This is a genomic window from Serratia sp. CY44782 (assembly GCF_052168715.1).
GTDB lineage: Bacteria > Pseudomonadota > Gammaproteobacteria > Enterobacterales > Enterobacteriaceae > Serratia > Serratia nevei.
Window position 1 is genome coordinate 349,163 of sequence record NZ_JBJNME010000002.1, and the last position, 21,434, is coordinate 370,596.

A 21,434-nucleotide genomic window follows, 5' to 3' on the forward strand; every position below is an offset into this window, starting at 1 on the left:
ATTCTTTCGCCCCCCAATCAGCTCTTCTCAACCAATGCAGCCAGCATAAAATAATCCCCAGACACAATGGCAATGCTGCAAATAATTGCATACCCATGTGTCAGCCAATAAAGAATGAGGTTGCGTAACATTCCGAGAACACTATTTTTTCATTGGTGAAAATCAGGCAGGAAATAGAAAATCGAAATTTAGGCCAGCGAAGAATAGAGGTTATTTCCGTTAGGTGGGTTTTATCTTAAATCACCAGAAAATAGCGTACAGACCTAACAAAATGGCTAGTTAATGCCTAAAAACCAGCTGAGATCGCTTGCCTCTGCGGAGTTAATAGCTTTAAGATGGTGCAAGAAAATTTTCCCTGGTGTTGGCCAATATTGGCAACCTGGCCCTACGCGGTCAGGTTTTTTTTTGTATTTTTATCAAAAAATTACCGGGAAAGTGTACCGCCTTAAGGGATGAGAAACTAGTTAGACTAAAGTACAGTACCTTACTAGACCTTTATCAGTTCATACAGGTTATTATTTCCTATCGCAGAGATCGGGGCAGGTACTCTATATTACGCCCTCAACATGAACCGACACGCGGGCAAGTCAATACCGATTAACGCCCGTCATTTCCTGAATCGAAAGACGCTATTCGCTAGCCGATATTTTCTCCCTCTAGACATATCCCGCTGATGAGTTCTGCGCAGCCGTTGCCTCAGTACTCCACCGGTTTAATCAGCCGCAGCTCCATCCCCAGGCGCACAGCATGTCGGGCATTCGTGACCCCCAGCTTTTTGACAATGTTGGACATATGAAACTTGATGGTGCCGGTCTTTATGCCCAGGATCATCGCCGTTTCCTGGTAGGTTTTACCCACGCTGGCCCAATAGAGGATCTCGTTTTCCCTGTCGGTAAAACGGGCGTTACGCTCCAGGGATGCAGCGTTTTTTTCTGACAGTGGGGACAGCGCCAGGTACGACTCATGGATTGAGGCCAGCAATACCGAAATATCACCTTTACGATCGGTGAGTGCCCGGATGGCTTCCGCTCTCTGCTCAACGTTAAAGGCAAAGGAAAGCGTGACGAGATTGTCGTTGTAATCGTGCAGCACAAAGGTATAGCCGTGCGTTACGCCAAACTCGCGGGCCTGTTCGAACAGCTCAGGAAAGTGCAGCCCCGCGTCAGCCATGATTTGCTCGTCCCAGGCGAAGGGGGTCAGGCGGTTGCGGGCGGTAAGCACCACCGGATCAATGTACTGCAACCCCTGCTCTTGATACTTTTTTACCCATTCACTCGGGTAGTTGGTGACGCCAAAGATGCAGGCAATGTCTTTTTTGGATAACACCACATACGCCCACAGGAGATCGCCCAACTCTCCTAGAGCCGCTTCCAAGCGCTTGCCGATAATGTTACTGAGATTATATTCGTCTTCCATTGGCTGCCTGCTCCCTCTCCCTGCATTGCCGCTAAAGTGACTATAACACGACAAAAACCGCAGGCGGGGACATGCCCCCCCAACAAAAAAGGCGCGGCCCCGCGGCCACGCCTTTCTTCACTACCGATCGCCCCGCTACTTGCGTTTGAGCAGCATATACACGCTGATCAGCAGGAACAGCATGCTCGGCAGCAGTGCGCCCAGCACCGGCGGCATGCTGTAGACCATGCTCAGCGGGCCGAAGATCTGGTCCAGCACGTAGAACAGGAAGCCGAAGCTGATGCCGGTCACCACGCGGATACCCATCGGCACGCTGCGCAGCGGGCCAAAGATGAACGACAGCGCCATCAGCATCATCACCGCCACCGACAGCGGGGAGAAGATTTTGCTCCACATGTTGAGCTGGTAACGGTTGGATTCCTGGCCACTCTGCTTCAGGTACTTCACGTAGTTGTGCAGCCCGCTGATGGAGAGCGAATCCGGATCCAACGCCACCACGCCCAGCTTGTCCGGGGTCAGGTTGGTTTTCCATTCGCCGGTCAGCGTCTGGGTGCCGGTCACCTGTTTCGGGTTGGTCAGATCCGAGGTGTCCACCTGCGAAAGCTGCCACAGGCCGTTCTCGAAGCTGGCGGTAGCGGCATAGCGCACCGTCTCGAGGCGACGTTGGTCGTTGAAGTGGTAGATGTTCACGCCGGAGAGTTCTTTATCGCCGGAGACGCGCTCGATGTAGATGAAGTCGTTGCCGTCCTTCGCCCACAGCCCGCTCTTGGTGGAGAGCAGCGAACCTCCGTACATCTGCTGGGCGCGGTAGTTGCGCGCCATCTGCTCACCCTGCGGCGCCACCCACTCGCCGATCGCCATGGTCAGCAGCACCAGCGGAATGGCGGTTTTCATCACCGAGCCGGCGATCTGCAGGCGGGTGAAGCCGGAAGCCTGCATCACCACCAGTTCACTGCGCGTCGCCAGTTGGCCCAGGCCGAGCAGCGCGCCGAGCAGCGCCGCCATCGGGAAGAAGATCTCGATGTCTTTCGGCACGCTCAGCAGGGTGTACATGCCGGCGCTCAGCGCGGTGTATTCCCCCTGGCCGACCTTGCGCAGCTGATCGACGAACTTGATGATGCCGGACAGCGACACCAGCATGAACAGCGTCATGATGATGGTGTTGAAAATCGTTTTACCGATATACCGGTCTAATACGCCAAACATCAGGCCGCTCCTCTCAGGCGTGCGCGCAGCTTGCGCATCGGCACGGTATCCCACAGGTTCAGCGCCAGCGCGATCGCGAAGTAAACGCCGTTAACCAGCCACAGCCACAGCATCGGATCCAGCTTGCCTTTGCCGGCGTTGGAGCGCAGCGAGGTCTGCAGCAGGAAGAAGATCAGATACAGCAGGATGGCCGGCAGCATGCTCAGCACGCGGCCCTGGCGCGGGTTCACCACGCTGAGCGGCACCACCAGCAGCGCCATCAGCGCCACCGACACCACCAGCGTCAGGCGCCAGTGGAACTCGGCGCGCGCGTCCGGATCGTCGGACTCCCACAGCGTCTGCATCGACATCTGTTCGGATTCGGTGTTGTCCGCCGCCACGGTGCGGTGGCCAATCACCGCCTTGTAGTCGGTGAAGTCGGTAATGCGGAAGTCGCGCAGCAGCGCGGTGCCTTCAAAGCGGGTGCCCTTGTCGAGCGTCACCACCTGCGAGCCGTCTTTCTGCTGCACGATGTTGCCGTGCTCGGCCACCACCACCGACGGGCGTTGGTTGCCGTTCGGCCGCAGCTGCGCCAGGAACACGTCGTTGAAGGTGCTGCCCTTCACGTTGCCGATAAACAGCACCGCGTTGCCGTCCTGCGAGGGTTTGAACTGCCCTTCCGCCAGCCCGGCGATGCTCGGGTTGGCCTTGGCTTCGTTCACCACCACGTCCTGATAGCGCGAGGCCCAGGGGCCGGCCCAAAACACGTTCACCGCCGCGACCGCAGAGGTGAGCAGCGCCAGGATCATGGCGGCGATAATCAGGGTGCGTTTGCCCAGCCCGCAGGCGTGCATAACGGTGATTTCGCTCTCGGTATACAACCGCCCAAGCGTCATCAGCAAGCCGAGAAACAGGCTCAAAGGCAGGATGAGCTGCGCCATTTTCGGCACGCCCAACGCGAGCAGGGAGAGTACTAAGTTTGTCGGGATATTGCCGTCCACCGCGTCGCCCAACACCCTGACCAGGTTCTGACAAAAGAAGATCAGAAGCAGGATGAACAGGATGGCGATTTGGCTCTTGAGCGTTTCCCGTACCAGATATCTTATGATGATCACGCTTATTACGCCTGTGAAAACTTGTCTTTTTGCAGGAAAATCGATAATTTCATCGTTAATCCGCCATTTATTCTCATCATATGGCAACCTTCACAGCTAAAATAGTATTACAACATCAAGCCGTTTGGGTGTCCTATAGGAACTTGCTTATAGTCGCCAAAACAGAGCAATTTATGCCGTTCAGGTTAACATAATCCGTTAACTCAAATGGCAGGAGATCGTTACGGAGTCGGTTATTCTAGCCGTAGCGTCCGCCTTTGTCTTTAAGATTCAGGAGAGTGCATGGAGTTCAGTGTAAAAAGCGGTAGCCCGGAAAAACAGCGCAGTGCCTGTATTGTAGTCGGCGTTTTCGAACCGCGCCGCCTGTCCCCTATCGCAGAACAACTCGACAAAATCAGTGATGGTTATATCAGCGCATTGCTGCGCCGTGGCGAACTGGAAGGCAAGGTCGGGCAGACGCTGCTACTGCACCATGTGCCCAACATTCTCTCCGAGCGCATCCTGCTGATCGGCTGCGGCAAAGAGCGCGAGCTCGATGAGCGCCAATACAAGCAGGTGATCCAGAAAACCATCAATACCCTCAACGACACCGGCTCGATGGAAGCGGTCTGCTTCCTGACCGAGCTGCACGTGAAAGGCCGCAATACCTACTGGAAAGTGCGTCAGGCGGTGGAAACCGCCAAAGAGACGCTCTACACCTTCGATCAGCTGAAAAGCAACAAGGTGGAGCCGCGCCGTCCGCTGCGCAAAATGGTGTTCAACGTGCCGACCCGCCGTGAGCTCACCAGCGGCGAGCGCGCTATCCAGCACGGTCTGGCGGTGGCTTCCGGCATCAAGGCGGCCAAGGATCTCGGCAACATGCCGCCGAACATCTGTAACGCCGGCTACCTGGCCTCGCAGGCTCGCCAGCTGGCGGACGCCTTCAGCACCAATATCACCACCCGCGTCATCGGCGAACAGCAGATGAAAGAGTTGGGCATGAACGCCTACCTGGCGGTCGGCGCCGGTTCGCAGAACGAATCATTGATGTCGGTGATGGAATATAAGGGCAACCCAAATCCGGACGCTAAGCCGATCGTGCTGGTAGGTAAAGGGCTGACCTTCGACTCCGGCGGCATCTCGATCAAACCGGCCGACGGTATGGACGAGATGAAATACGACATGTGCGGCGCGGCGACCGTGTACGGCGTGATGCGCGTGGTGGCGGAGCTGAACCTGCCGCTGAACGTGATCGGCGTGCTGGCCGGCTGTGAAAACATGCCGGGCGGCCGGGCATACCGTCCGGGCGACGTGCTGACCACCATGTCTGGCCAGACCGTCGAGGTACTCAACACCGACGCCGAAGGCCGTCTGGTGCTGTGCGACACCCTGACCTACGTCGAGCGCTTCGAGCCGGAGCTGGTGATCGACATCGCCACCCTGACCGGCGCCTGCGTGATCGCCTTGGGCCATCACATCACCGGCCTGATGTCGAACCACAATCCGCTGGCGCACGAGCTGCTGGGCGCTTCCGAGCAGGCCGGCGACCGCGCCTGGCGCCTGCCGATGGCCGACGAGTACTACGAGCAGCTGGACTCCAACTTCGCCGACATGGCGAACATCGGTGGCCGCCCTGGCGGCGCCATCACCGCCGCCTGCTTCCTGTCGCGCTTCACCCGCAAGTACACTTGGGCGCACCTGGATATCGCCGGCACCGCCTGGCGTTCCGGTAAAGCCAAGGGCGCGACCGGCCGCCCGGTGGCGCTGCTGTCGCAGTTCCTGCTCAACCGTGCAGGTCTGAACGGCGACGATTAAATCTGAGCGGTAATTCAGGTATAATCCCAAGGGGCACAGCATGCTGTGCCCCTACATTTTTTTATCGGCAGCGGTGGATCCTTAATGAAACAGGCGACGTTTTATTTGCTCGACAACGCGGAACCGTCAGGTGCGCTCAGCGCCCATGAGGCCGTGGCCTGCGCCGTTGCCGCCAACGGCTTCCGCGCCGGCAAGCGGGTGCTGATCGCCTGCGAGAGCCAGGAGCAGGCCCAGCGGCTGGACGAAGCGCTGTGGCAGCGCGAGCCGCATGAATTCGTGCCGCACAACCTGGCCGGCGAAGGGCCGCACTACGGCGCGCCGGTGGAACTGTGCTGGCCCGGCAAGCGCGGCAATGCCCCGCGCGATCTGCTGATCGCCCTGCTGCCGCAGTTTGCCGATTTTGCTACCGCTTTCCATGAAGTGGTAGACTTCGTTCCTTACGAAGACACTCTGAAACAGTTGGCGCGCGACCGTTACAAGGCCTATCGCAGCGTCGGCTTCCATTTGACCACGGCTACGCCGCCAACTCACTGAATACGATAAAGAATGGAAAAGACAAACAGTCAGCTCGACACCGCATACGACCCAAAACAGATCGAACAGAAGCTGTACGATCATTGGGAGAATCAGGGTTACTTCAAGCCGAACGGCGACACCAGCCAGGAAAGCTTCTGCATCATGATCCCGCCGCCGAACGTCACCGGCAGCCTGCACATGGGCCACGCGTTCCAGCAGACCATCATGGACACCATGATTCGCTATCAGCGCATGCAGGGTAAAAACACCCTGTGGCAGGCGGGCACCGACCACGCCGGCATCGCCACCCAGATGGTGGTGGAGCGCAAGATCGCCGCGGAAGAAGGCAAAACCCGCCACGACTACGGCCGTGACGCGTTCATCGACAAAATCTGGCAGTGGAAGGCGGAATCCGGCGGCACCATCACCCGCCAGATGCGCCGTCTGGGCAACTCCGTGGACTGGGAGCGCGAGCGCTTCACCATGGACGAAGGCCTGTCGAACGCGGTGCGCGAAGTGTTTGTCCGTCTGCACAAAGAAGACCTGATCTACCGCGGCAAGCGCCTGGTGAACTGGGATCCGAAGCTGCGCACCGCCATCTCCGATCTGGAAGTGGAAAACCGCGAATCCAAAGGCTCCATGTGGCACCTGCGCTACCCGCTGGCTGACGGCGCGAAAACCGCCGAGGGCAAAGACTATCTGGTGGTCGCCACCACCCGTCCGGAAACCGTGCTGGGCGATACCGGCGTGGCGGTCAACCCGGAAGATCCGCGCTATAAAGATCTGATCGGCAAAGAGATCATTCTGCCGCTGGTCGGCCGCCGCATCCGCATCGTCGGCGACGAACACGCCGATATGGAAAAAGGCACCGGCTGCGTGAAGATCACCCCGGCGCACGATTTCAACGACTACGAAGTCGGCAAACGCCACGGCCTGCCGATGATCAACATTCTGACCTTCGACGGCGACATCCGCCAGGAAGCGGAAGTGTTCAACACCCTGGGCGAAGTCTGCACCGACTACTGCAACGAGATCCCGGCCGAGTTCCGTGGCCTGGAGCGCTTCGCGGCGCGTAAAGCGGTGGTTGCCGCCTTCGATAATCTGGGCCTGCTTGACGAGATCAAACCGCACGACCTGACGGTGCCTTACGGCGACCGCGGCGGCGTGGTGATCGAGCCGATGCTGACTGACCAATGGTACGTGCGCACCGCGCCGCTGGCCAAAGTGGCGGTGGAAGCGGTCGAACAGGGCCAAATCGAGTTCGTGCCGAAGCAGTACGAAAACATGTACTTCAGCTGGATGCGTGACATTCAGGACTGGTGCATCTCGCGTCAGCTGTGGTGGGGCCACCGCATCCCGGCCTGGTATGACGTGAACGGCAAAGTCTACGTGGGCCGCAGCGAAGAAGAAGTGCGCAGCGAGAACAACCTGGGCGCCGACGTGGTGCTGACCCAGGACGAAGACGTGCTGGACACCTGGTTCTCGTCCGGCCTGTGGACCTTCTCTACCCTGGGCTGGCCGGAGCAGACCGACGCGCTGAAAACCTTCCACCCGACCAGCGTGATGGTCAGCGGCTTCGACATCATCTTCTTCTGGATCGCGCGCATGATCATGCTGACCATGCACTTCATCAAGGATGAAAACGGCAAGCCGCAGGTGCCGTTCAAGACCGTCTACATGACCGGTCTGATCCGCGACGACGAAGGCCAGAAGATGTCCAAGTCGAAAGGCAACGTGATCGATCCGCTGGACATGGTCGACGGCATCTCGCTGGAAGATCTGCTGGAAAAACGCACCGGCAACATGATGCAGCCGCAGCTGGCGGAGAAAATCCGCAAGCGCACCGAGAAGCAGTTCCCGAACGGCATCGAGCCGCACGGCACCGACGCCCTGCGCTTCACCCTGGCGGCGCTGGCCTCGACCGGCCGCGACATCAACTGGGACATGAAGCGCCTGGAAGGCTACCGCAACTTCTGTAACAAGCTGTGGAACGCCAGCCGCTTCGTGCTGATGAACACCGAAGCGCACGACTGCGGCTTCAACGGCGGCGAGAAAGTGTTGTCGCTGGCGGATCGCTGGATCCTGGCCGAATTCAATCGCACGGTGAAAGCCTACCGCGAAGCGCTGGACACCTACCGCTTCGATCTGGCGGCCAACATCCTGTACGAATTCACCTGGAACCAGTTCTGCGACTGGTATCTGGAGCTGACCAAGCCGGTGGTGAGCAACGGCAGCGAAGCGGAACAGCGCGGCACCCGCCACACGCTGATCACCGTGCTGGAAGCGCTGCTGCGCCTGGCGCACCCGATCATTCCGTTCATCACCGAAACCATCTGGCAGCGCGTGAAGCCGCTGACCGGCACGACCGCAGACACCATCATGCTGCAGCCGTTCCCGGCCTACGACGCCGCGCTGGAAGACGAGCAGGCGCTGAACGATCTGGAGTGGATCAAACAAACCATCATCGCCGTGCGCAACATCCGCGCCGAGATGAACATCGCGCCAAGCAAAGCGCTCGACGTACTGCTGCGCAACTGCAGCGCCGACGCCCAGCGCCGCGTGCAGGAGAACCAAAGCTTTATCGCCCGTCTGGCGCGCCTGGAATCCATCGCGCTGCTGCCGGCCGGTGATAAAGGCCCGGTCTCCGTCACCAAGCTGGTGGACGGCGCCGAGCTGCTGATCCCGATGGCCGGTTTCATCGACAAGGACGCCGAGATCGCGCGCCTGGCGAAAGAGATGGGCAAGCTGGATGCGGAAATCGCTTCGATCGAAGGCAAGCTGGCAAACGAAGGCTTCGTGGCGCGCGCGCCGGAAGCGGTGGTCGCCAAAGAGCGCGATCGTCTGGCGGCCTGCAAAGAAGGCAAAGTGAAGCTGCAGGAACAGCAGGCGACCATCGCCGCGCTGTAATCCACCGGCTCACGCCAACGCCTGAAAAACAGCGGGGTCTTCCCCGCTGTTTTTTTTATCGCCGTTGCATCCGGGCCGGGTTAGATGTTATTACAAGATATTACTGCTGCAGGGACGCCGCCGGGAAATAACCCCCGGCGCGTTTCGTGCTGCGATAAAAACGAAAAACGAACGTGGTCTCTTTCAATGGCGAGTGTAAACATGACAACAGCAACCCCGGCGCGCCTGCTGGTGCGCCCCATCACGGCGGAAGACAATCCCGCCATTGCTCACGTCATTCGCGAAGTCTCTGCCGAGCACGGCCTGACGGCGGATAAAGGCTATACCGTCTCCGATCCCAATCTGGACGCCCTGTATCAGCTCTACAGCCTGCCGCGCAGCGCTTACTGGGTGATCGAGGTGGACGGTCAGGTCGCCGGCGGCGGCGGCATCGCGCCGCTGCAGGGCGGCGCAGACGATATTTGCGAATTGCAGAAGATGTATTTCCTGCCGGTGTTGCGCGGCAAGGGATTGGCGAAACGCCTGGCGCTGCAGGCGCTGGATTTCGCCCGCCAGCACGGCTTCCGCTGTTGTTACCTTGAGACCACAGCCAGCCTGACGCAGGCCGTTGCGCTGTACGAACACCTGGGCTTCGAACACATCGACCACGCGATGGGCGCCACCGGCCACGTCGATTGCGAAGTCACCATGCTGAAAACGCTGTAATCGCCCCCCGCCTCTCTATCATGGCGCAGCTTGCTGCGCCTTTTTATTAATATCGCAATCAATCAGTAAAACTCGCTATAACGCCGTTTTTCAAGCAGATAAACTGACGTTAAAAACCACGATGTAAATTTAATGTGAAGTTCGTTAATAAATTAACGATCGCAAATTGACCGCTTTTCCCCCCGCGTTACTCTGCCAGTATCCCAATCGCGCACGGAGAGCTGTCATGTCGGAAAATACCTTTGATTACATCATCGTCGGCGCCGGTTCCGCCGGCTGCGTGCTGGCGGCGCAGCTGATCCGCCGCACCCAGGCGCGGGTGCTGCTGCTGGAAGCCGGCGGCGACGACAATAACCTGTTCATCAAGATGCCGGCCGGGGTGGCCAAGATCATCGCCAAAAAGAGCTGGCCCTACGAGACGGAACCGGAACCGCACGCCAACAACCGCCGCATGCAGATCGCACAGGGCAAGGTGCTGGGCGGCAGCAGCTCGGTCAACGGCATGATCTACCTGCGCGGCCAGCCGCAGGACTACGACGACTGGGCCGAACGCTACGGCTGCACCGGCTGGAGCTACCGCGAGGTGCTGCCCTATTTCAAACGCGCCGAGGCCAACGAAAGCCTGTCGGACGACTACCACGGCGCCGACGGGCTGCTGCCGGTCAGCGAAAACCGCTACCGCCACCCGCTCAGCATGGCGTTTATCCGCGCCGGCCAGGAGCTGAACCTGCCCTACCGCAACGACTTCAACGGCGACAGCCAGCACGGCGTCGGTTTCTACCAAACCACCACCCACAACGGCGAACGCGCCAGCACTGCCCGCACCTACCTGAAGGCGGTGCGCGACGAACGGCGGCTGGTGGTGAAACTGAACGCCCTGGCGCACCGGCTGACCTTCGAGGGCAGCGTCGCCACCGGCGTGGTCTACAGCCAGAACGGCGGCACGGAAGTCACCGCGCGCGCCACCAAAGAGGTGATCGTCAGCGCCGGCGCGGTCGGTTCGCCGAAGCTGCTGATGCTCTCCGGCATCGGCCCGCGCGACCACCTGCAGCAGCTGGGCATCGAGGTGCGGGCGGATCTGCCGGTGGGTAAAAACTTCCACGACCATCTGCACATGTCGATCAACGTCAGCACCCGCGAGCCGATCAGCCTGTTCGGCGCCGATCGCGGCCTGCAGGCGCTGAGCCACGGCGCGCAATGGCTGGCGTTCCGCAGTGGGGTGCTCTCGTCCAACGTGCTGGAAGGCGCCGCCTTCACCGACAGCCAGGGCGACGGCCGGCCGGACGTGCAAATCCACTTTCTGCCGCTGCTGGACAGCTGGGACGACGTGCCCGGCGAGCCGCTGCCGAACATTCACGGCTTCACGCTCAAGGTCGGCTACCTGCAGCCGAAGGCGCGCGGCGAAGTGCTGCTGCGCAGCAGCAACCCGCGCGATCCGGTCAAGCTGCACGCCAACTACCTCGGCCACCCGGACGATCTGGCCGGCAGCGTGCGCGCGGTGAAGTTCGGCCTGGGCTTCCTGCAAACCGCGGCGCTGAAGCCGCTGATCAAAGATCTGCTGATGCCGCAGCCGGAGTGGACGCGCGACGAGGCGCAGCTGGAAGAGTTCGTGCGCAACTTCTGCAAGACGGTGTATCACCCGGTGGGCAGCTGCCGCATGGGGCCGTCGCCGCAGGACGCGGTGACCGATCCGCAGCTGCGGGTGCACGGTTTTGAACAGCTGCGGGTGATCGACTGCTCGGTGATGCCGCAGCTCACCAGCGGCAACACCAATGCGCCGACCATCATGCTGGCGGAAAAGGCGGTGGACCTGTTGCTGGGCGCGCCGAAGTAGGGGCGCGCCTCAACGTCAGGCGGCGGCGGGCACGCCGCTGTGGAAGCGCAGCTCGCTGTCCGGCGACAGGATCAGCTCAGCTTCGAGGCGGCCGAAATGCGCCACCCGTTCGCTGATGTCGCCGCCGGCGATCTGTTCCGCCAGCGTCAGGTAGTCCTGATAGTGCCGCGCTTCGGATCGCAGCAGCGAGACGTAAAAGCGGTTCAGCTCGTCGTCCAGGTGCGGCGCCAGTTTGGCGAAGCGTTCGCAGGATCGCGCTTCGATGTAGGCGCCGCAGATCAGTTTGTCGATCAGCGTCGCCGGATCGTGAGTGCGGATCTCGCGGATCATGCCCTTGGCGTAGCGGCTGGCGGTGATCTTGCGATACGGGATCCCGCGCGCCTGCATAATCTCCAGCACCTGCGAGAAGTGATGCAGCTCTTCCTTGATCAACAGCACCATACGATCCGCCAGATCCTGGCCGTAGGCCGAGCCGTTTTTCGGCAGGATCTTGCGGGTGAACTGGCCCTGGCGGAACAGCGTGTCCGGCGCGCCCTGCGCCTCGTGCAGAAACGCCTCGTAGGGCCGGAGCAGCGCCAACAGCGCGTCGCCGCTCTCTTTGTCCGCCACGTAGCGGCGGATCAGCCACATGCCGGTCTGCGCGGCTTTCAGCTCGCACACCAGGTGGTCAGTCAGCAACAGCTGCAGGTTTTCCGGACGGCGCGCGGCGTCGATCCAGGCGTCGGGAGTTTCACAGTGCAGGAAGCTTAAAATCGGGGCTAACAGGGATTGGTATGTCATGGCGTTTATCAGGGGCCGGCGAAAGCCAGCCCACAGGTATTGATCGGAAAGGAATTAGTGGCGTTTGCCGTCGTCGTCTTCGTCGATGTAGTCGCCGTCTTCGTCATCCTCACCGTCTTCACCGTTCGGATCTTCGAAGTAGGTGCCCCAGCCGTCGTAGTTGACGCCGCAGCGTTCCGCCAGCGCCACCAGCTGCTCGACCTGGGCGTCGATCAGCTCGGCGTTCAGGCCGACTTCGCTGATCACGTCGCAGCACATCACCATCGAACCGTCTTCCGCTTCCAGCTCTTCGGCGTCGGTCACTTCGTAGCCCAGCTTGAAGGCTTCAACGGCGGCCTGCTCCAGAACCTCAAATTTCTCGGCGGACAGATGGTGCTCGATGGTGTAGAGCGCGTCCGGATCGCTGCCGTCTTCCAGCAGTTCTTCGATGATCAGGCGGGTCTCTTCACGTTGTTCTTCCAGCAATTCGCGGTTTGCCATGCCTATATCCTCAAGTCAAATGGCCTTCATTCCTTCTATTTTCACACACCGCCGACATTGCTTCCACGATAAACGTGAAAGATTTCCTCGCCGGGGTTGAAATTGAATATTCATACATATAAAGTGAATTTTAATTCAATTGAGCAATCAGGGAATCGGACTATGAGCACCGGCAATGCGTTCTACCAACGTCACTTTCTGAGGTTAATGGATTTCACCCCCGCCGAGCTGCAGGCGCTGCTGCGGCTGTCGGCCGATCTGAAGCAGGCCAAGAAGCAAGGGCAGGAACAGCGCCGGCTGCAGGGCAAAAACATTGCGCTCATCTTCGAAAAAGACTCGACCCGCACGCGATGCTCTTTCGAAGTTGCCGCATTCGATCAGGGCGCACAGGTGACCTATCTCGGCCCGAGCGGCAGCCAGATCGGCCATAAGGAGTCGATGAAAGACACCGCCCGGGTGCTGGGCCGCCTGTACGACGGTATTCAGTATCGCGGCTACGGCCAGGCGCTGGTGGAAACCCTGGCGGAATACGCCGGCGTGCCGGTATGGAACGGCCTGACCGACGAGTTCCACCCCACCCAACTGCTGGCGGATCTGCTCACCGTGCAGGAGCACCTGCCGGGCAAGGCGCTGAGCGAAGTGAAACTGGCTTACATCGGCGACGCGCGCAACAACATGGGCAACACGCTGCTGGAAGCCGCCGCGCTGGCGGGTATGGATCTGCGGCTGGTGGCGCCGAAGGCCTGCTGGCCGCAGCCGGAGCTGGTGGCCGAATGCCAGGCGCTGGCGCAGCAAACCGGCGCGAAACTCACCCTGACCGAAGACATCGCCGAAGGGGTGCAAGACGCCGACTTCCTCTACACCGACGTCTGGGTATCGATGGGCGAACCGAAAGAGACCTGGCAGGAGCGTATCGCGCTGCTGCGGCCGTATCAGGTCAACATGGCGATGCTGAAGCTGACCGGCAACCCGAACGTGAAGTTCCTGCACTGCCTGCCGGCGTTCCACGACGATCAAACCACGCTCGGCAAGCAGATGGCGCAGCAGTACGATCTGCACGGCGGCATGGAAGTGACCGACGAGGTGTTCGAATCGGCGCACAGCGTGGTGTTCGATCAGGCGGAAAACCGGCTGCACACCATCAAGGCGGTGCTGGTCGCCACGCTGAGCAAAACCCTCTGACAGTCCTCCTCTCCGCCCTGGCGCCCCCGGCCAGGGCGGCTAATATATTCCTGGAATATCAAATAGCGGATTGACCTTTGCCCGCCGCGGGCAAAGGTTCTACCGTGACAGGCCGACGGTGCCCGCGCCGTGAAAACCAACGATAACAAACCGTTCTCAGCGTCGCCTTGCGGCGCCTTCAGGGGATACACATCGATGAAAGCCAAACTCTTGCCGCTGTTCCTGCTCGCCGCCCTGCCCGCCGCCGTGTTAGCCGCCACGCCACCGAATACGCTGGTAGTGGTGCAATCGCTGGATGACATCGTCAGCCTCGATCCGGCGGAAGCCAACGAACTCTCCAGCATCCAGACGGTGCCCAGCCTGTACCAGCGATTGGTGCAGGCGGATCGCGACGATCCGGCCAAGGTAGCGCCGGTGCTGGCGGAAAGCTGGCAGAGCGATGCGGCGGCCAAAACGCTGACGGTGAAACTGCGGCCGCAGGCGGCGTTCGCCTCCGGCAACCCGCTGACCGCCGACGACGTGATCTTTTCCTACAGCCGCGCGGTCAAAATGAACAAGTCGCCCGCGTTCATCCTCAACGTGCTCGGCTGGCAGCCGGACAACATTGACGCGCAGTTGAAGAAGATCGACGAACATACCGTGCAGCTGCGCTGGACGGCGGACGTCAGCCCGGCGGTGGCGCTGAATATCCTCTCGACGCCGATCGCTTCGATCGTCGACAGCAAGGCGGCGCTGGCCAACGTCAAAGACGGCGACTTCGGCAACGCCTGGCTGAAAATGCACTCCGCCGGCAGCGGCCCGTTCAAGATGCGCGTCTATCAGCCGCACCAGGCGATCGTGCTGGACGCCAACCCCACCACGCCGGGCGACAAACCGCAGCTGAAAAATATCATCATTAAAAACGTGCCGGATCCGGCCACCCGCCGCCTGCTGATCCAGCAGGGCGACGCCGATATCGCCCGCGAACTGGGCGCCGATCAGACCGACACGCTGAAGAACCAGCCGGGCGTCAAGGTGCTGGAGATCCCGTCCGCCGAGCAAAACTACCTGGTATTCAACACTGGCAACGGCGCCAATCCGCTGCTGAACAACCCGGCCTTCTGGGAAGCGGCACGCTACCTGGTGGATTATCAGGGCATCACGAAGGATCTGCTGAAGGGCCAATACTTCGTACACCAGAGCTTCCTGCCGGTCGGGCTGCCGGGCGCGCTGGAGACCAACCCGTTCAGCTACGATCCGGCCAAGGCGAAAGCCATCTTGGCCAAGGCGGGCATCACCCATGCCGCCTTTACGCTGGACGTAGAGAACAAGCCGCCGTTCATCACCATCGCGCAGGCGCTGCAGGGCAGCTTCGCCGCCGCCGGCGTGAAGGTAGAGCTGCTGCCGGCCGCGGGCAGCCAGGTCTACTCCCGCGTGCGCGCCAGGCAGCATCAGGCGGCGATCCGCCTGTGGATCCCGGATTATTTCGACGCCCACTCCAACGCCAGCGCCTTCGCCTACAACGACGGCAAAAGCAGCACGGTGGCCGGGCTGAACGGCTGGCAGATCCCGCAGTTGAACCAGCAGACGCTGGCGGCGCTGGCCGAAGCCGATCCGGCCAAGCGCCGCGCGCTGTACACCGCCATGCAGCAGGAGCTGCAGCGCAGTTCGCCGTACGTGTTTATCGATCAGGCCAAAACCGAAGTGGTGCTGCGCGACAACGTCAAAGGCTACCAACAGGGGCTGAACGCCGACATGGTCTACTACGATCGCGTCAGCAAATAGCCGGCGGGCGACCATCGCCGGCCAATCGATTGCGGGGCGGCAAAAAACGGCGTTTTAGCGCTTGCAGTGGCGAAAAGCGCGAGTATAATGCGCCACAATTTGCCAGGAGAAAGCATGAAAAACGACGTATGTTTTGTTAGCCACAATCGACAAAACCGACTGCCTATCGGCGGCCAGCTGCCGTTGTTTCTCCTGTTGCTAAACCGATCGTTTCAAGCCCCTCGTTGAGGGGCTTTTTTTTGCCTTGAGAATATCCCAAAGTCCCGCGCCACGGGCACGCGTCGAGGAGGAGTGAAAAATGGCCAACCCGCTGTATCACAAACACATCATCTCTATTAACGATCTCAGCCGCGAGGATCTGGAGCTGGTGCTGCGCACCGCCGCCGGTCTGAAAGCCAACCCGCAGCCGGAACTGTTGAAACACAAGGTGATCGCCAGCTGCTTCTTCGAAGCCTCGACCCGTACCCGCCTGTCGTTCGAAACCTCGATGCACCGCCTCGGCGCCTCGGTAGTCGGTTTCGCCGACGGCAGCAACACCTCACTCGGCAAGAAAGGCGAAACCCTGGCCGACACCATCTCGGTGATCAGCACCTACGTAGACGCCATCGTGATGCGTCATCCACAGGAAGGCGCGGCGCGCATGGCCTCAGAGTTCTCCGGCAACGTGCCGGTGCTCAACGCCGGCGACGGCGCCAACCAGCACCCGACCCAGACCCTGCTGGATCTGTTCACCATCCAGGAAACCCAGGGCCGCCTGAGCAACCTCAGCATCGCCATGGTCGGCGACCTGAAGTACGGCCGCACCGTGCACTCGCTCACCCAGGCGCTGGCCAAGTTCGAAGGCAACCGCTTCTACTTCATCGCCCCGGACGCGCTGGCGATGCCGGCCTACATCCTGAAAATGCTGGAAGAGAAAGGCATCGAGTACAGCCTGCACAGCAGCATTGAAGAAGTGGTGCCGGAGCTGGATATTCTCTACATGACCCGGGTACAGAAAGAGCGCCTCGATCCTTCCGAGTACGCCAACGTGAAGGCGCAGTTCGTCCTGCGCGCTGCGGATCTGGCCGGCGCGCGCGCCAACCTCAAGGTGCTGCACCCGCTGCCGCGCATCGACGAAATCGCCACCGACGTAGATAAAACGCCGTACGCTTACTATTTCCAGCAGGCGGGCAACGGCATCTTCGCCCGTCAGGCGCTGCTGGCGCTGGTGCTCAACGCAGATTTGGCTCTTTAAGGGGGAACCGCCATGACTCACGACAACAAACTGCAGGTCGAAGCGATCAAATGCGGTACGGTGATCGACCACATTCCGGCGCAGATCGGTTTCAAACTGCTGACGCTATTCAAGCTGACCGCCACCGACCAGCGCATCACCATCGGCCTGAACCTGCCTTCCAATGAGCTGGGCCGCAAGGATCTGATCAAGATCGAGAACACCTTCCTGACCGAGCAGCAGGCCAACCAGCTGGCGATGTACGCGCCGAAGGCCACGGTAAACCGCATCGATAATTATGAAGTGGTGCGCAAACTGACCCTCAGCCTGCCTGACCACATCGACGGCGTGCTGACCTGCCCGAACGGCAACTGCATCAGCCGCAGCGAGCCGGTGGCGTCGAGCTTCAGCGTGAAACCTCGCGACGGCGAAGTGCACCTGAAGTGCCGCTACTGCGAGAAAGAGTTCGAGCATCAGGTGGTGTTGCAGGCCGACTGAATTCTGCCCTTTTAGCGGGAGCGGCGCTGTTAATCTGCGCGTCACTCCCTATAATGGATGCCTGAAAATAACTCTACCCACGTTGCTACCCATCGAATTTCAAGCTGCGGCCGACCGCGCGGCGGCGTGAAAGACAACGGGTCTATCAGGAGAAAACATGTCACGTAATATCAGCACTGAACTCGCCCCGGCAGCCATTGGTCCTTACGTGCAGGGCGTTGATCTGGGCAGCATGATCATCACTTCCGGCCAGATCCCGGTCGATCCGAAAACCGGCGCCGTTGCCGACGACGTGGCCGCTCAGGCGCGCCAGTCGCTGGAAAACGTCAAAGCGATCGTCGAAGCCGCCGGCCTGATCGTTGCCGACATCGTGAAAACCACCGTGTTCGTGAAAGACCTGAACGACTTCGCCACCGTCAACGCCGCGTACGAAGCCTTCTTCACCGAGCACAGCGCGCCGTTCCCGGCCCGCTCCTGCGTGGAAGTGGCGCGTCTGCCAAAAGACGTGAAGATCGAAATCGAAGCCATCGCCGTGCGCCGTTAATCGACGCTCACGCGAATCACGGCCAGTGCAGACTGGCCGTTTTTACATTACTTGAATGCTGGGCGCCGACGGACACAACCCAAAGTTTCAGCAGCCGGAGAGGATGAAGCGTTAACCTGTTTAACCGCCTGTTTTAAAACGGCGATAACCTCTTCTCGCGAAGCCGTAATCGGTTTGCCGCGAGGCGTTATGCGGTCAATCTGTTCAGATGTATAGGTGTTCACTGCATCTACACCTTCCATGCCGAATTTATACACCTTCAGCTCATAAGAGGCAGGTTTTGTTACCTGACGTTTTGTTGACTTTATCACCATGCGAACCTCCTGTGACCCTACCGGCATTTCGCCATTATTGCGCAAATTTCACCCACCTTCAATTATGAGGCCGGCGGCGAAAAACCTTCCTGGAACCACAGGAAAAGCGCCTCAGCGTCTCGATAAAGTATCTGTTTGAGCCCCCCGGTGAGGTCGACAAAATGATGATGATTTATATAATAATCGGCCAACTCCATATTAATCGGCGATATTAAACGCAAACCTGCGCATGCCGTCTCCACCATAAAGAGCACGGCGACATAGAGCGCAAAACGTAGCGTATTGCCATCAAGGCTCGAGTCTCTAATACGAAAATTCTGCAGCATCTCAATATTTAACATCGCCAGATGCTCGCCTGCAGCCGGGCAAAACCGGCAGAGACAGGCGCCTGCCGGCCGGTCATCGATGCCCTGTATCTTAAAGCTAAACATAAAGCCGTCAGGATCGCCCAACGCGGCGCCATTCAACTCCCAGGGAATACGGCGCTCTTCGGGTTGTTGGCGAGCTAACGCAACGCACCACTCAAAATCTTCAGCATTCATCATTTGCACCCGGACACCATACCCGGCCTCAGCAAAGAGGTCATTGGTTGCAGCCAGTGCGCCTTCTCCAATCAATCGGACATTAAAAACATGCGGCATTATCAATCCCTTGAATGCGTAAACCGTATTGAATGAACAAATCGGGCTGGATTTTACAACCAGCCCGTCGTTTCTGCTCTTTCAACCACATCGCAATGTCGAGATATGGAATACGCCCCGCAGTTTCTTCGCCCCCCTCCTTACGGCGCCGTTTGCATCCCCCGCAGCAGCGCCTCCAGCGGGTACACCGCCGCAATCACCACTTCGTCGCGCGTCTGCGCCGCCGCATCCAGCTGGCGCTGCGCTTGCTCGGCCTCGGCCCGGCTCAGCGGTTTGCCCTGCTGATGGCGATCCAGCAGCGTTAAGCCCAGCGTGGCCAAGGCGCCAACGTCCTGCGCCATCGGCGCCAGATCGCGCAGCGTGCGGTTGCCCGCGATCGCCGTCTGCAATGCAGCGCCGTTCGCCTGCCAGCGCTGCAGCCGTTCGCGCAGCGCCTGCGCCGCCGCCTTATCGCGCTTATCCTTCAACAAGGCCGCAACCTGGGCATGCATGTCGCGCACTGCGCCGCTCTCCGGCGGTAGCGCATCGGCAAAGCGGTTCAGCGGCTCGAACTGGTGATAGTTGCCGGCCTGGAACTTCAGGTGCTGGCGGGTGTAATACTGCGCCGGCTCCACCGCCTCGGCCAGGATCTGCAGCGGCAGGATCTGCACGCTGTTGCTCAGCCGGGTGAATTCGCGCGCCGTTTCCGCGTGCTGCTGCAGGCCGGCCGACACCACCGACCAGGCGTCGATCGCCGCCAGCCGCCGGTACATGTTGCTTTCGTCGGTGACGTACTGCGCCGACCACAGCCGCTCCGCCACCGCGAAGGCCCGCGGCCACAGCTTAAGATCGAGAAGCGGCGCACGCACGTTTTCCGCCCACAGCGCCGCTTCGCCGCCGAGAATGTTGGCCTGCCCTTTCTCGTCTGGCACCACCGGCATCTTGCCCGCCGGCACCACCGCCAGCTTGTCGCCGCGGGTGGGGTAACGCACGTTGCCGACCAGCGTATAGCCGCTGAGCTTGTCCTGCTGCTGCGTGAACACCGGCCGCGTGTCGCCCATCCAGGTATCGACGCGGAACGTCACCTGCTGCGGCGTGCGCCAGACGATGTCGTGCACCGCGCGGCGCGACTTGCCGTTGAAATCGATAAAGCCGCGCCAGCCCTGCTTGCCCTCGATCAGCGTGAAGCTACCCTCCACCGCGCTCCCCTTCAGACGCGGCATGCTGAAGCGCCAGCTTTGCGCCTGCTCGCCGGGCTGCACCGCCGTCTCGATCCCCAGCGGCTGCGGCAGAATTTCATTGCGGTAGTGATAGGCGGTGCTTTGCGGCTGATCGAGATAGAAACCGGTGGAGAGAATGCCCTGATAGCCGTCCTGGGCGCTGGCACCCAGCGAGTCTTGCCCCTGCCAGGATTGAATGACGATCGAACGCGGCAGCGACGGGTGGTAGATCTCGTCCCAGCCGACCATCTGCCGCTGGTGCTTCTCGAGGATCTTTTCCAGCTTCTGGTTGAAGTAGGCCTGCAGCGCATGGGTATCCGCCAGCCCGTTCTTCTGCATAAACGCCTGAATAGACGGCGATGCCCGCCACTGGCTGGCGTCAACTTCGTCGCCGCCGATGTGCAGATAGGGATCGGGGAGGATCGCCGCCAGCTCGCCGACGATCGTGTCGACAAACTGGTACACCTCGTCGCGGGTCGGATCGAGCGTCGGCTTATGCACGCCCCACTCGCGCTCCATGCGATACGGCCCCGGCGCGCTCATCAGGTCGGGATAGGCCACCGCGATGCTAGAGGCGTGCCCCGGCATGTCGATCTCCGGCACCACGCGAATGCCGCGCGCCGTGGCGTAAGCCACTACCTGCCGCATCTGCTCGCGGGTGTAGAACTGGCCGTCGCTGGCCTGCTGTTGCAGTTTGGGGTAGTGCTCGGAGGCGAAGCGCCAGCCCTGATCGTCGGTCAGGTGCCAGTGGAACACGTTAAGCTTGGCCGCCGCCATGCCATCGAGCTGGCGCAGAATGTCCGGCAGCGGCAGGAAATGGCGCGCCGAATCCAACAAGACGCCGCGCCACGGGAAGCGCGGCACATCGCGGATATCCACCAGCGGCAGGAAGGTGTTTTGCCCGTCGGTCTGCAGCAGCCGCAGCAGGGTTTCCATGCCGCGCAGCGCGCCGAAGCGGGTGTTGGCGGTCAGCGTGGCGCCCTGCGGCGTGACCGCCAGCCGGTAACTTTCGTCGCTGCCCGGCAGCGGCTGCGCCGCCACCCGGTCCTTGATCACCACCTTGATCGCCGCGCCGTTCGCTTTTTCCATCGGCGCCAGCGTCCAGCCGGTCTGCAGTTCGATGCGCTGGCGCCAGCGCGGCAGCGCATCGCCCAAGTCGTCACCCTGGACGCTTAACGACAACTGGCGATCCAAAATCAGCTTGCCCGCCGGTTGCGTCACTTCCACCTGCTGCGGCCAGGGCATCAGCGGCAGATCGCCGGCCGGCTGCGCCAGCGCGCCGCCAGAAAACCATAACGATGAAGCCAGTAGCGTATAACGGAAAGGTCTGTGCATCGGAAATTCCTC

At 60.5% G+C, this 21,434-nt stretch carries 18 protein-coding genes; 10 read left to right on the forward strand and 8 right to left on the reverse strand.

Features of this window, described 5'->3' with window-relative positions; translation table 11 throughout:
- Positions 1 to 696: 696 nt before the first annotated feature.
- The 3 genes from ACJ8HT_RS05125 to lptF all read right to left on the reverse strand — a co-directional run bounded on the left by ACJ8HT_RS05125 (position 697) and on the right by lptF (position 3,716).
- A complete protein-coding gene (locus ACJ8HT_RS05125; protein ID WP_174136415.1) occupies positions 697 to 1,416 on the reverse strand; it encodes a LuxR family transcriptional regulator in 720 nt (239 codons plus the stop codon).
- Between the two features lie 135 nt (positions 1,417 to 1,551).
- Complete coding sequence (gene lptG / locus ACJ8HT_RS05130) at positions 1,552 to 2,622, reverse strand: LPS export ABC transporter permease LptG (RefSeq protein WP_019453290.1); 1,071 nt, start codon at positions 2,620 to 2,622, stop codon at positions 1,552 to 1,554.
- The gene (gene lptF / locus ACJ8HT_RS05135) at positions 2,622 to 3,716 is read right to left on the reverse strand and encodes an LPS export ABC transporter permease LptF (protein ID WP_044029829.1); all 1,095 of its coding nucleotides are present in this window, start codon (positions 3,714 to 3,716) and stop codon (positions 2,622 to 2,624) included. Before lptF ends, lptG begins: the two co-directional genes overlap by 1 nt.
- 282 nt (positions 3,717 to 3,998) lie before the next feature.
- Here lptF and pepA point away from each other — a divergent pair, with 282 nt between their 5' ends.
- The 5 genes from pepA (at position 3,999) to ACJ8HT_RS05160 (ending at position 11,472) form a co-directional block, all read left to right on the forward strand.
- Positions 3,999 to 5,510 (forward strand): leucyl aminopeptidase, encoded by a 1,512-nt coding sequence (pepA, locus tag ACJ8HT_RS05140; RefSeq protein WP_004933352.1) that lies wholly within the window; start codon positions 3,999 to 4,001, stop codon positions 5,508 to 5,510.
- 84 nt (positions 5,511 to 5,594) lie between these two features.
- Complete coding sequence (locus tag ACJ8HT_RS05145) at positions 5,595 to 6,044, forward strand: DNA polymerase III subunit chi (RefSeq protein WP_004933353.1); 450 nt, start codon at positions 5,595 to 5,597, stop codon at positions 6,042 to 6,044.
- Positions 6,045 to 6,056: 12 nt separating this feature from the next.
- A complete protein-coding gene (locus tag ACJ8HT_RS05150) occupies positions 6,057 to 8,933 on the forward strand; it encodes a valine--tRNA ligase (RefSeq protein WP_087762999.1) in 2,877 nt (958 codons plus the stop codon).
- A gap of 201 nt (positions 8,934 to 9,134) precedes the next feature.
- The gene (locus tag ACJ8HT_RS05155; RefSeq protein WP_004933360.1) at positions 9,135 to 9,638 is read left to right on the forward strand and encodes a GNAT family N-acetyltransferase; all 504 of its coding nucleotides are present in this window, start codon (positions 9,135 to 9,137) and stop codon (positions 9,636 to 9,638) included.
- A gap of 226 nt (positions 9,639 to 9,864) precedes the next feature.
- Positions 9,865 to 11,472 (forward strand): GMC family oxidoreductase, encoded by a 1,608-nt coding sequence (locus ACJ8HT_RS05160; RefSeq protein ID WP_194572850.1) that lies wholly within the window; start codon positions 9,865 to 9,867, stop codon positions 11,470 to 11,472.
- 15 nt (positions 11,473 to 11,487) lie between these two features.
- Here the strand turns inward: ACJ8HT_RS05160 and miaE are convergent, their stop codons facing one another.
- Both miaE and rraB read right to left on the reverse strand, forming a co-directional pair.
- A complete protein-coding gene (gene miaE / locus ACJ8HT_RS05165; RefSeq protein WP_015376459.1) occupies positions 11,488 to 12,252 on the reverse strand; it encodes a tRNA isopentenyl-2-thiomethyl-A-37 hydroxylase MiaE in 765 nt (254 codons plus the stop codon).
- Between the two features lie 54 nt (positions 12,253 to 12,306).
- Positions 12,307 to 12,732, reverse strand: a complete 426-nt coding sequence (gene rraB / locus ACJ8HT_RS05170; protein ID WP_197652792.1) for a ribonuclease E inhibitor RraB — start codon at positions 12,730 to 12,732, stop codon at positions 12,307 to 12,309.
- Positions 12,733 to 12,894: 162 nt separating this feature from the next.
- Here rraB and argF point away from each other — a divergent pair, with 162 nt between their 5' ends.
- The 5 genes from argF to ridA all read left to right on the forward strand — a co-directional run bounded on the left by argF (position 12,895) and on the right by ridA (position 17,933).
- Entirely contained in the window at positions 12,895 to 13,914 is a 1,020-nt protein-coding gene (argF, locus tag ACJ8HT_RS05175; RefSeq protein ID WP_197652793.1) for an ornithine carbamoyltransferase, read from the forward strand.
- Between the two features lie 195 nt (positions 13,915 to 14,109).
- Positions 14,110 to 15,678: an ABC transporter substrate-binding protein gene (locus ACJ8HT_RS05180; protein ID WP_197652794.1), complete on the forward strand. Its 1,569-nt coding sequence runs from the start codon at positions 14,110 to 14,112 to the stop codon at positions 15,676 to 15,678.
- 298 nt (positions 15,679 to 15,976) lie between these two features.
- Positions 15,977 to 16,912, forward strand: a complete 936-nt coding sequence (pyrB, locus tag ACJ8HT_RS05185) for an aspartate carbamoyltransferase (protein WP_049271187.1) — start codon at positions 15,977 to 15,979, stop codon at positions 16,910 to 16,912.
- Positions 16,913 to 16,924: 12 nt separating this feature from the next.
- Positions 16,925 to 17,389 (forward strand): aspartate carbamoyltransferase regulatory subunit, encoded by a 465-nt coding sequence (pyrI, locus tag ACJ8HT_RS05190; RefSeq protein WP_019453298.1) that lies wholly within the window; start codon positions 16,925 to 16,927, stop codon positions 17,387 to 17,389.
- Positions 17,390 to 17,546: 157 nt separating this feature from the next.
- Positions 17,547 to 17,933 carry a 2-iminobutanoate/2-iminopropanoate deaminase gene (gene ridA / locus ACJ8HT_RS05195; protein ID WP_004933379.1) on the forward strand — a complete coding sequence of 129 codons (387 nt, stop codon included), beginning with the start codon at positions 17,547 to 17,549 and terminating at the stop codon, positions 17,931 to 17,933.
- Between the two features lie 47 nt (positions 17,934 to 17,980).
- On the opposite strand, the gene ACJ8HT_RS05200 is transcribed toward ridA, so the two are convergent.
- The 3 genes from ACJ8HT_RS05200 to ACJ8HT_RS05210 all read right to left on the reverse strand — a co-directional run bounded on the left by ACJ8HT_RS05200 (position 17,981) and on the right by ACJ8HT_RS05210 (position 21,422).
- On the reverse strand, positions 17,981 to 18,247 hold the full coding sequence (locus ACJ8HT_RS05200; protein WP_084826923.1) for a hypothetical protein: 267 nt from the start codon (positions 18,245 to 18,247) through the stop codon (positions 17,981 to 17,983).
- A 62-nt stretch (positions 18,248 to 18,309) separates the two neighbouring features.
- Positions 18,310 to 18,888, reverse strand: coding sequence for a hypothetical protein (locus tag ACJ8HT_RS05205; RefSeq protein WP_194572847.1), 579 nt, complete (start codon positions 18,886 to 18,888; stop codon positions 18,310 to 18,312).
- A 140-nt stretch (positions 18,889 to 19,028) separates the two neighbouring features.
- On the reverse strand, positions 19,029 to 21,422 hold the full coding sequence (locus tag ACJ8HT_RS05210) for a beta-N-acetylhexosaminidase (protein WP_197652795.1): 2,394 nt from the start codon (positions 21,420 to 21,422) through the stop codon (positions 19,029 to 19,031).
- Positions 21,423 to 21,434 lie beyond the last annotated feature (12 nt).

Excerpts from the sequence above, each read along its gene's own strand:
- ACJ8HT_RS05145 (WP_004933353.1), top strand. The coding sequence starts at position 5,595 with ATGAAACAGGCGACGTTTTATTTGCTCGACAACGCGGAACCGTCAGGT.
- ACJ8HT_RS05180 (WP_197652794.1), top strand. The coding sequence starts at position 14,110 with ATGAAAGCCAAACTCTTGCCGCTGTTCCTGCTCGCCGCCCTGCCCGCC.
- ridA (WP_004933379.1), top strand. The coding sequence starts at position 17,547 with ATGTCACGTAATATCAGCACTGAACTCGCCCCGGCAGCCATTGGTCCT.
- argF (WP_197652793.1), top strand. The coding sequence starts at position 12,895 with ATGAGCACCGGCAATGCGTTCTACCAACGTCACTTTCTGAGGTTAATG.
- ACJ8HT_RS05160 (WP_194572850.1), top strand. The coding sequence starts at position 9,865 with ATGTCGGAAAATACCTTTGATTACATCATCGTCGGCGCCGGTTCCGCC.
- pyrB (WP_049271187.1), top strand. The coding sequence starts at position 15,977 with ATGGCCAACCCGCTGTATCACAAACACATCATCTCTATTAACGATCTC.
- pyrI (WP_019453298.1), top strand. The coding sequence starts at position 16,925 with ATGACTCACGACAACAAACTGCAGGTCGAAGCGATCAAATGCGGTACG.
- pepA (WP_004933352.1), top strand. The coding sequence starts at position 3,999 with ATGGAGTTCAGTGTAAAAAGCGGTAGCCCGGAAAAACAGCGCAGTGCC.
- ACJ8HT_RS05200 (WP_084826923.1), bottom strand. The coding sequence starts at position 18,247 with ATGGTGATAAAGTCAACAAAACGTCAGGTAACAAAACCTGCCTCTTAT.
- ACJ8HT_RS05155 (WP_004933360.1), top strand. The coding sequence starts at position 9,135 with ATGACAACAGCAACCCCGGCGCGCCTGCTGGTGCGCCCCATCACGGCG.
- ACJ8HT_RS05210 (WP_197652795.1), bottom strand. The coding sequence starts at position 21,422 with ATGCACAGACCTTTCCGTTATACGCTACTGGCTTCATCGTTATGGTTT.
- ACJ8HT_RS05150 (WP_087762999.1), top strand. The coding sequence starts at position 6,057 with ATGGAAAAGACAAACAGTCAGCTCGACACCGCATACGACCCAAAACAG.
- ACJ8HT_RS05205 (WP_194572847.1), bottom strand. The coding sequence starts at position 18,888 with ATGCCGCATGTTTTTAATGTCCGATTGATTGGAGAAGGCGCACTGGCT.
- miaE (WP_015376459.1), bottom strand. The coding sequence starts at position 12,252 with ATGACATACCAATCCCTGTTAGCCCCGATTTTAAGCTTCCTGCACTGT.
- rraB (WP_197652792.1), bottom strand. The coding sequence starts at position 12,732 with ATGGCAAACCGCGAATTGCTGGAAGAACAACGTGAAGAGACCCGCCTG.
- ACJ8HT_RS05125 (WP_174136415.1), bottom strand. The coding sequence starts at position 1,416 with ATGGAAGACGAATATAATCTCAGTAACATTATCGGCAAGCGCTTGGAA.
- lptG (WP_019453290.1), bottom strand. The coding sequence starts at position 2,622 with ATGTTTGGCGTATTAGACCGGTATATCGGTAAAACGATTTTCAACACC.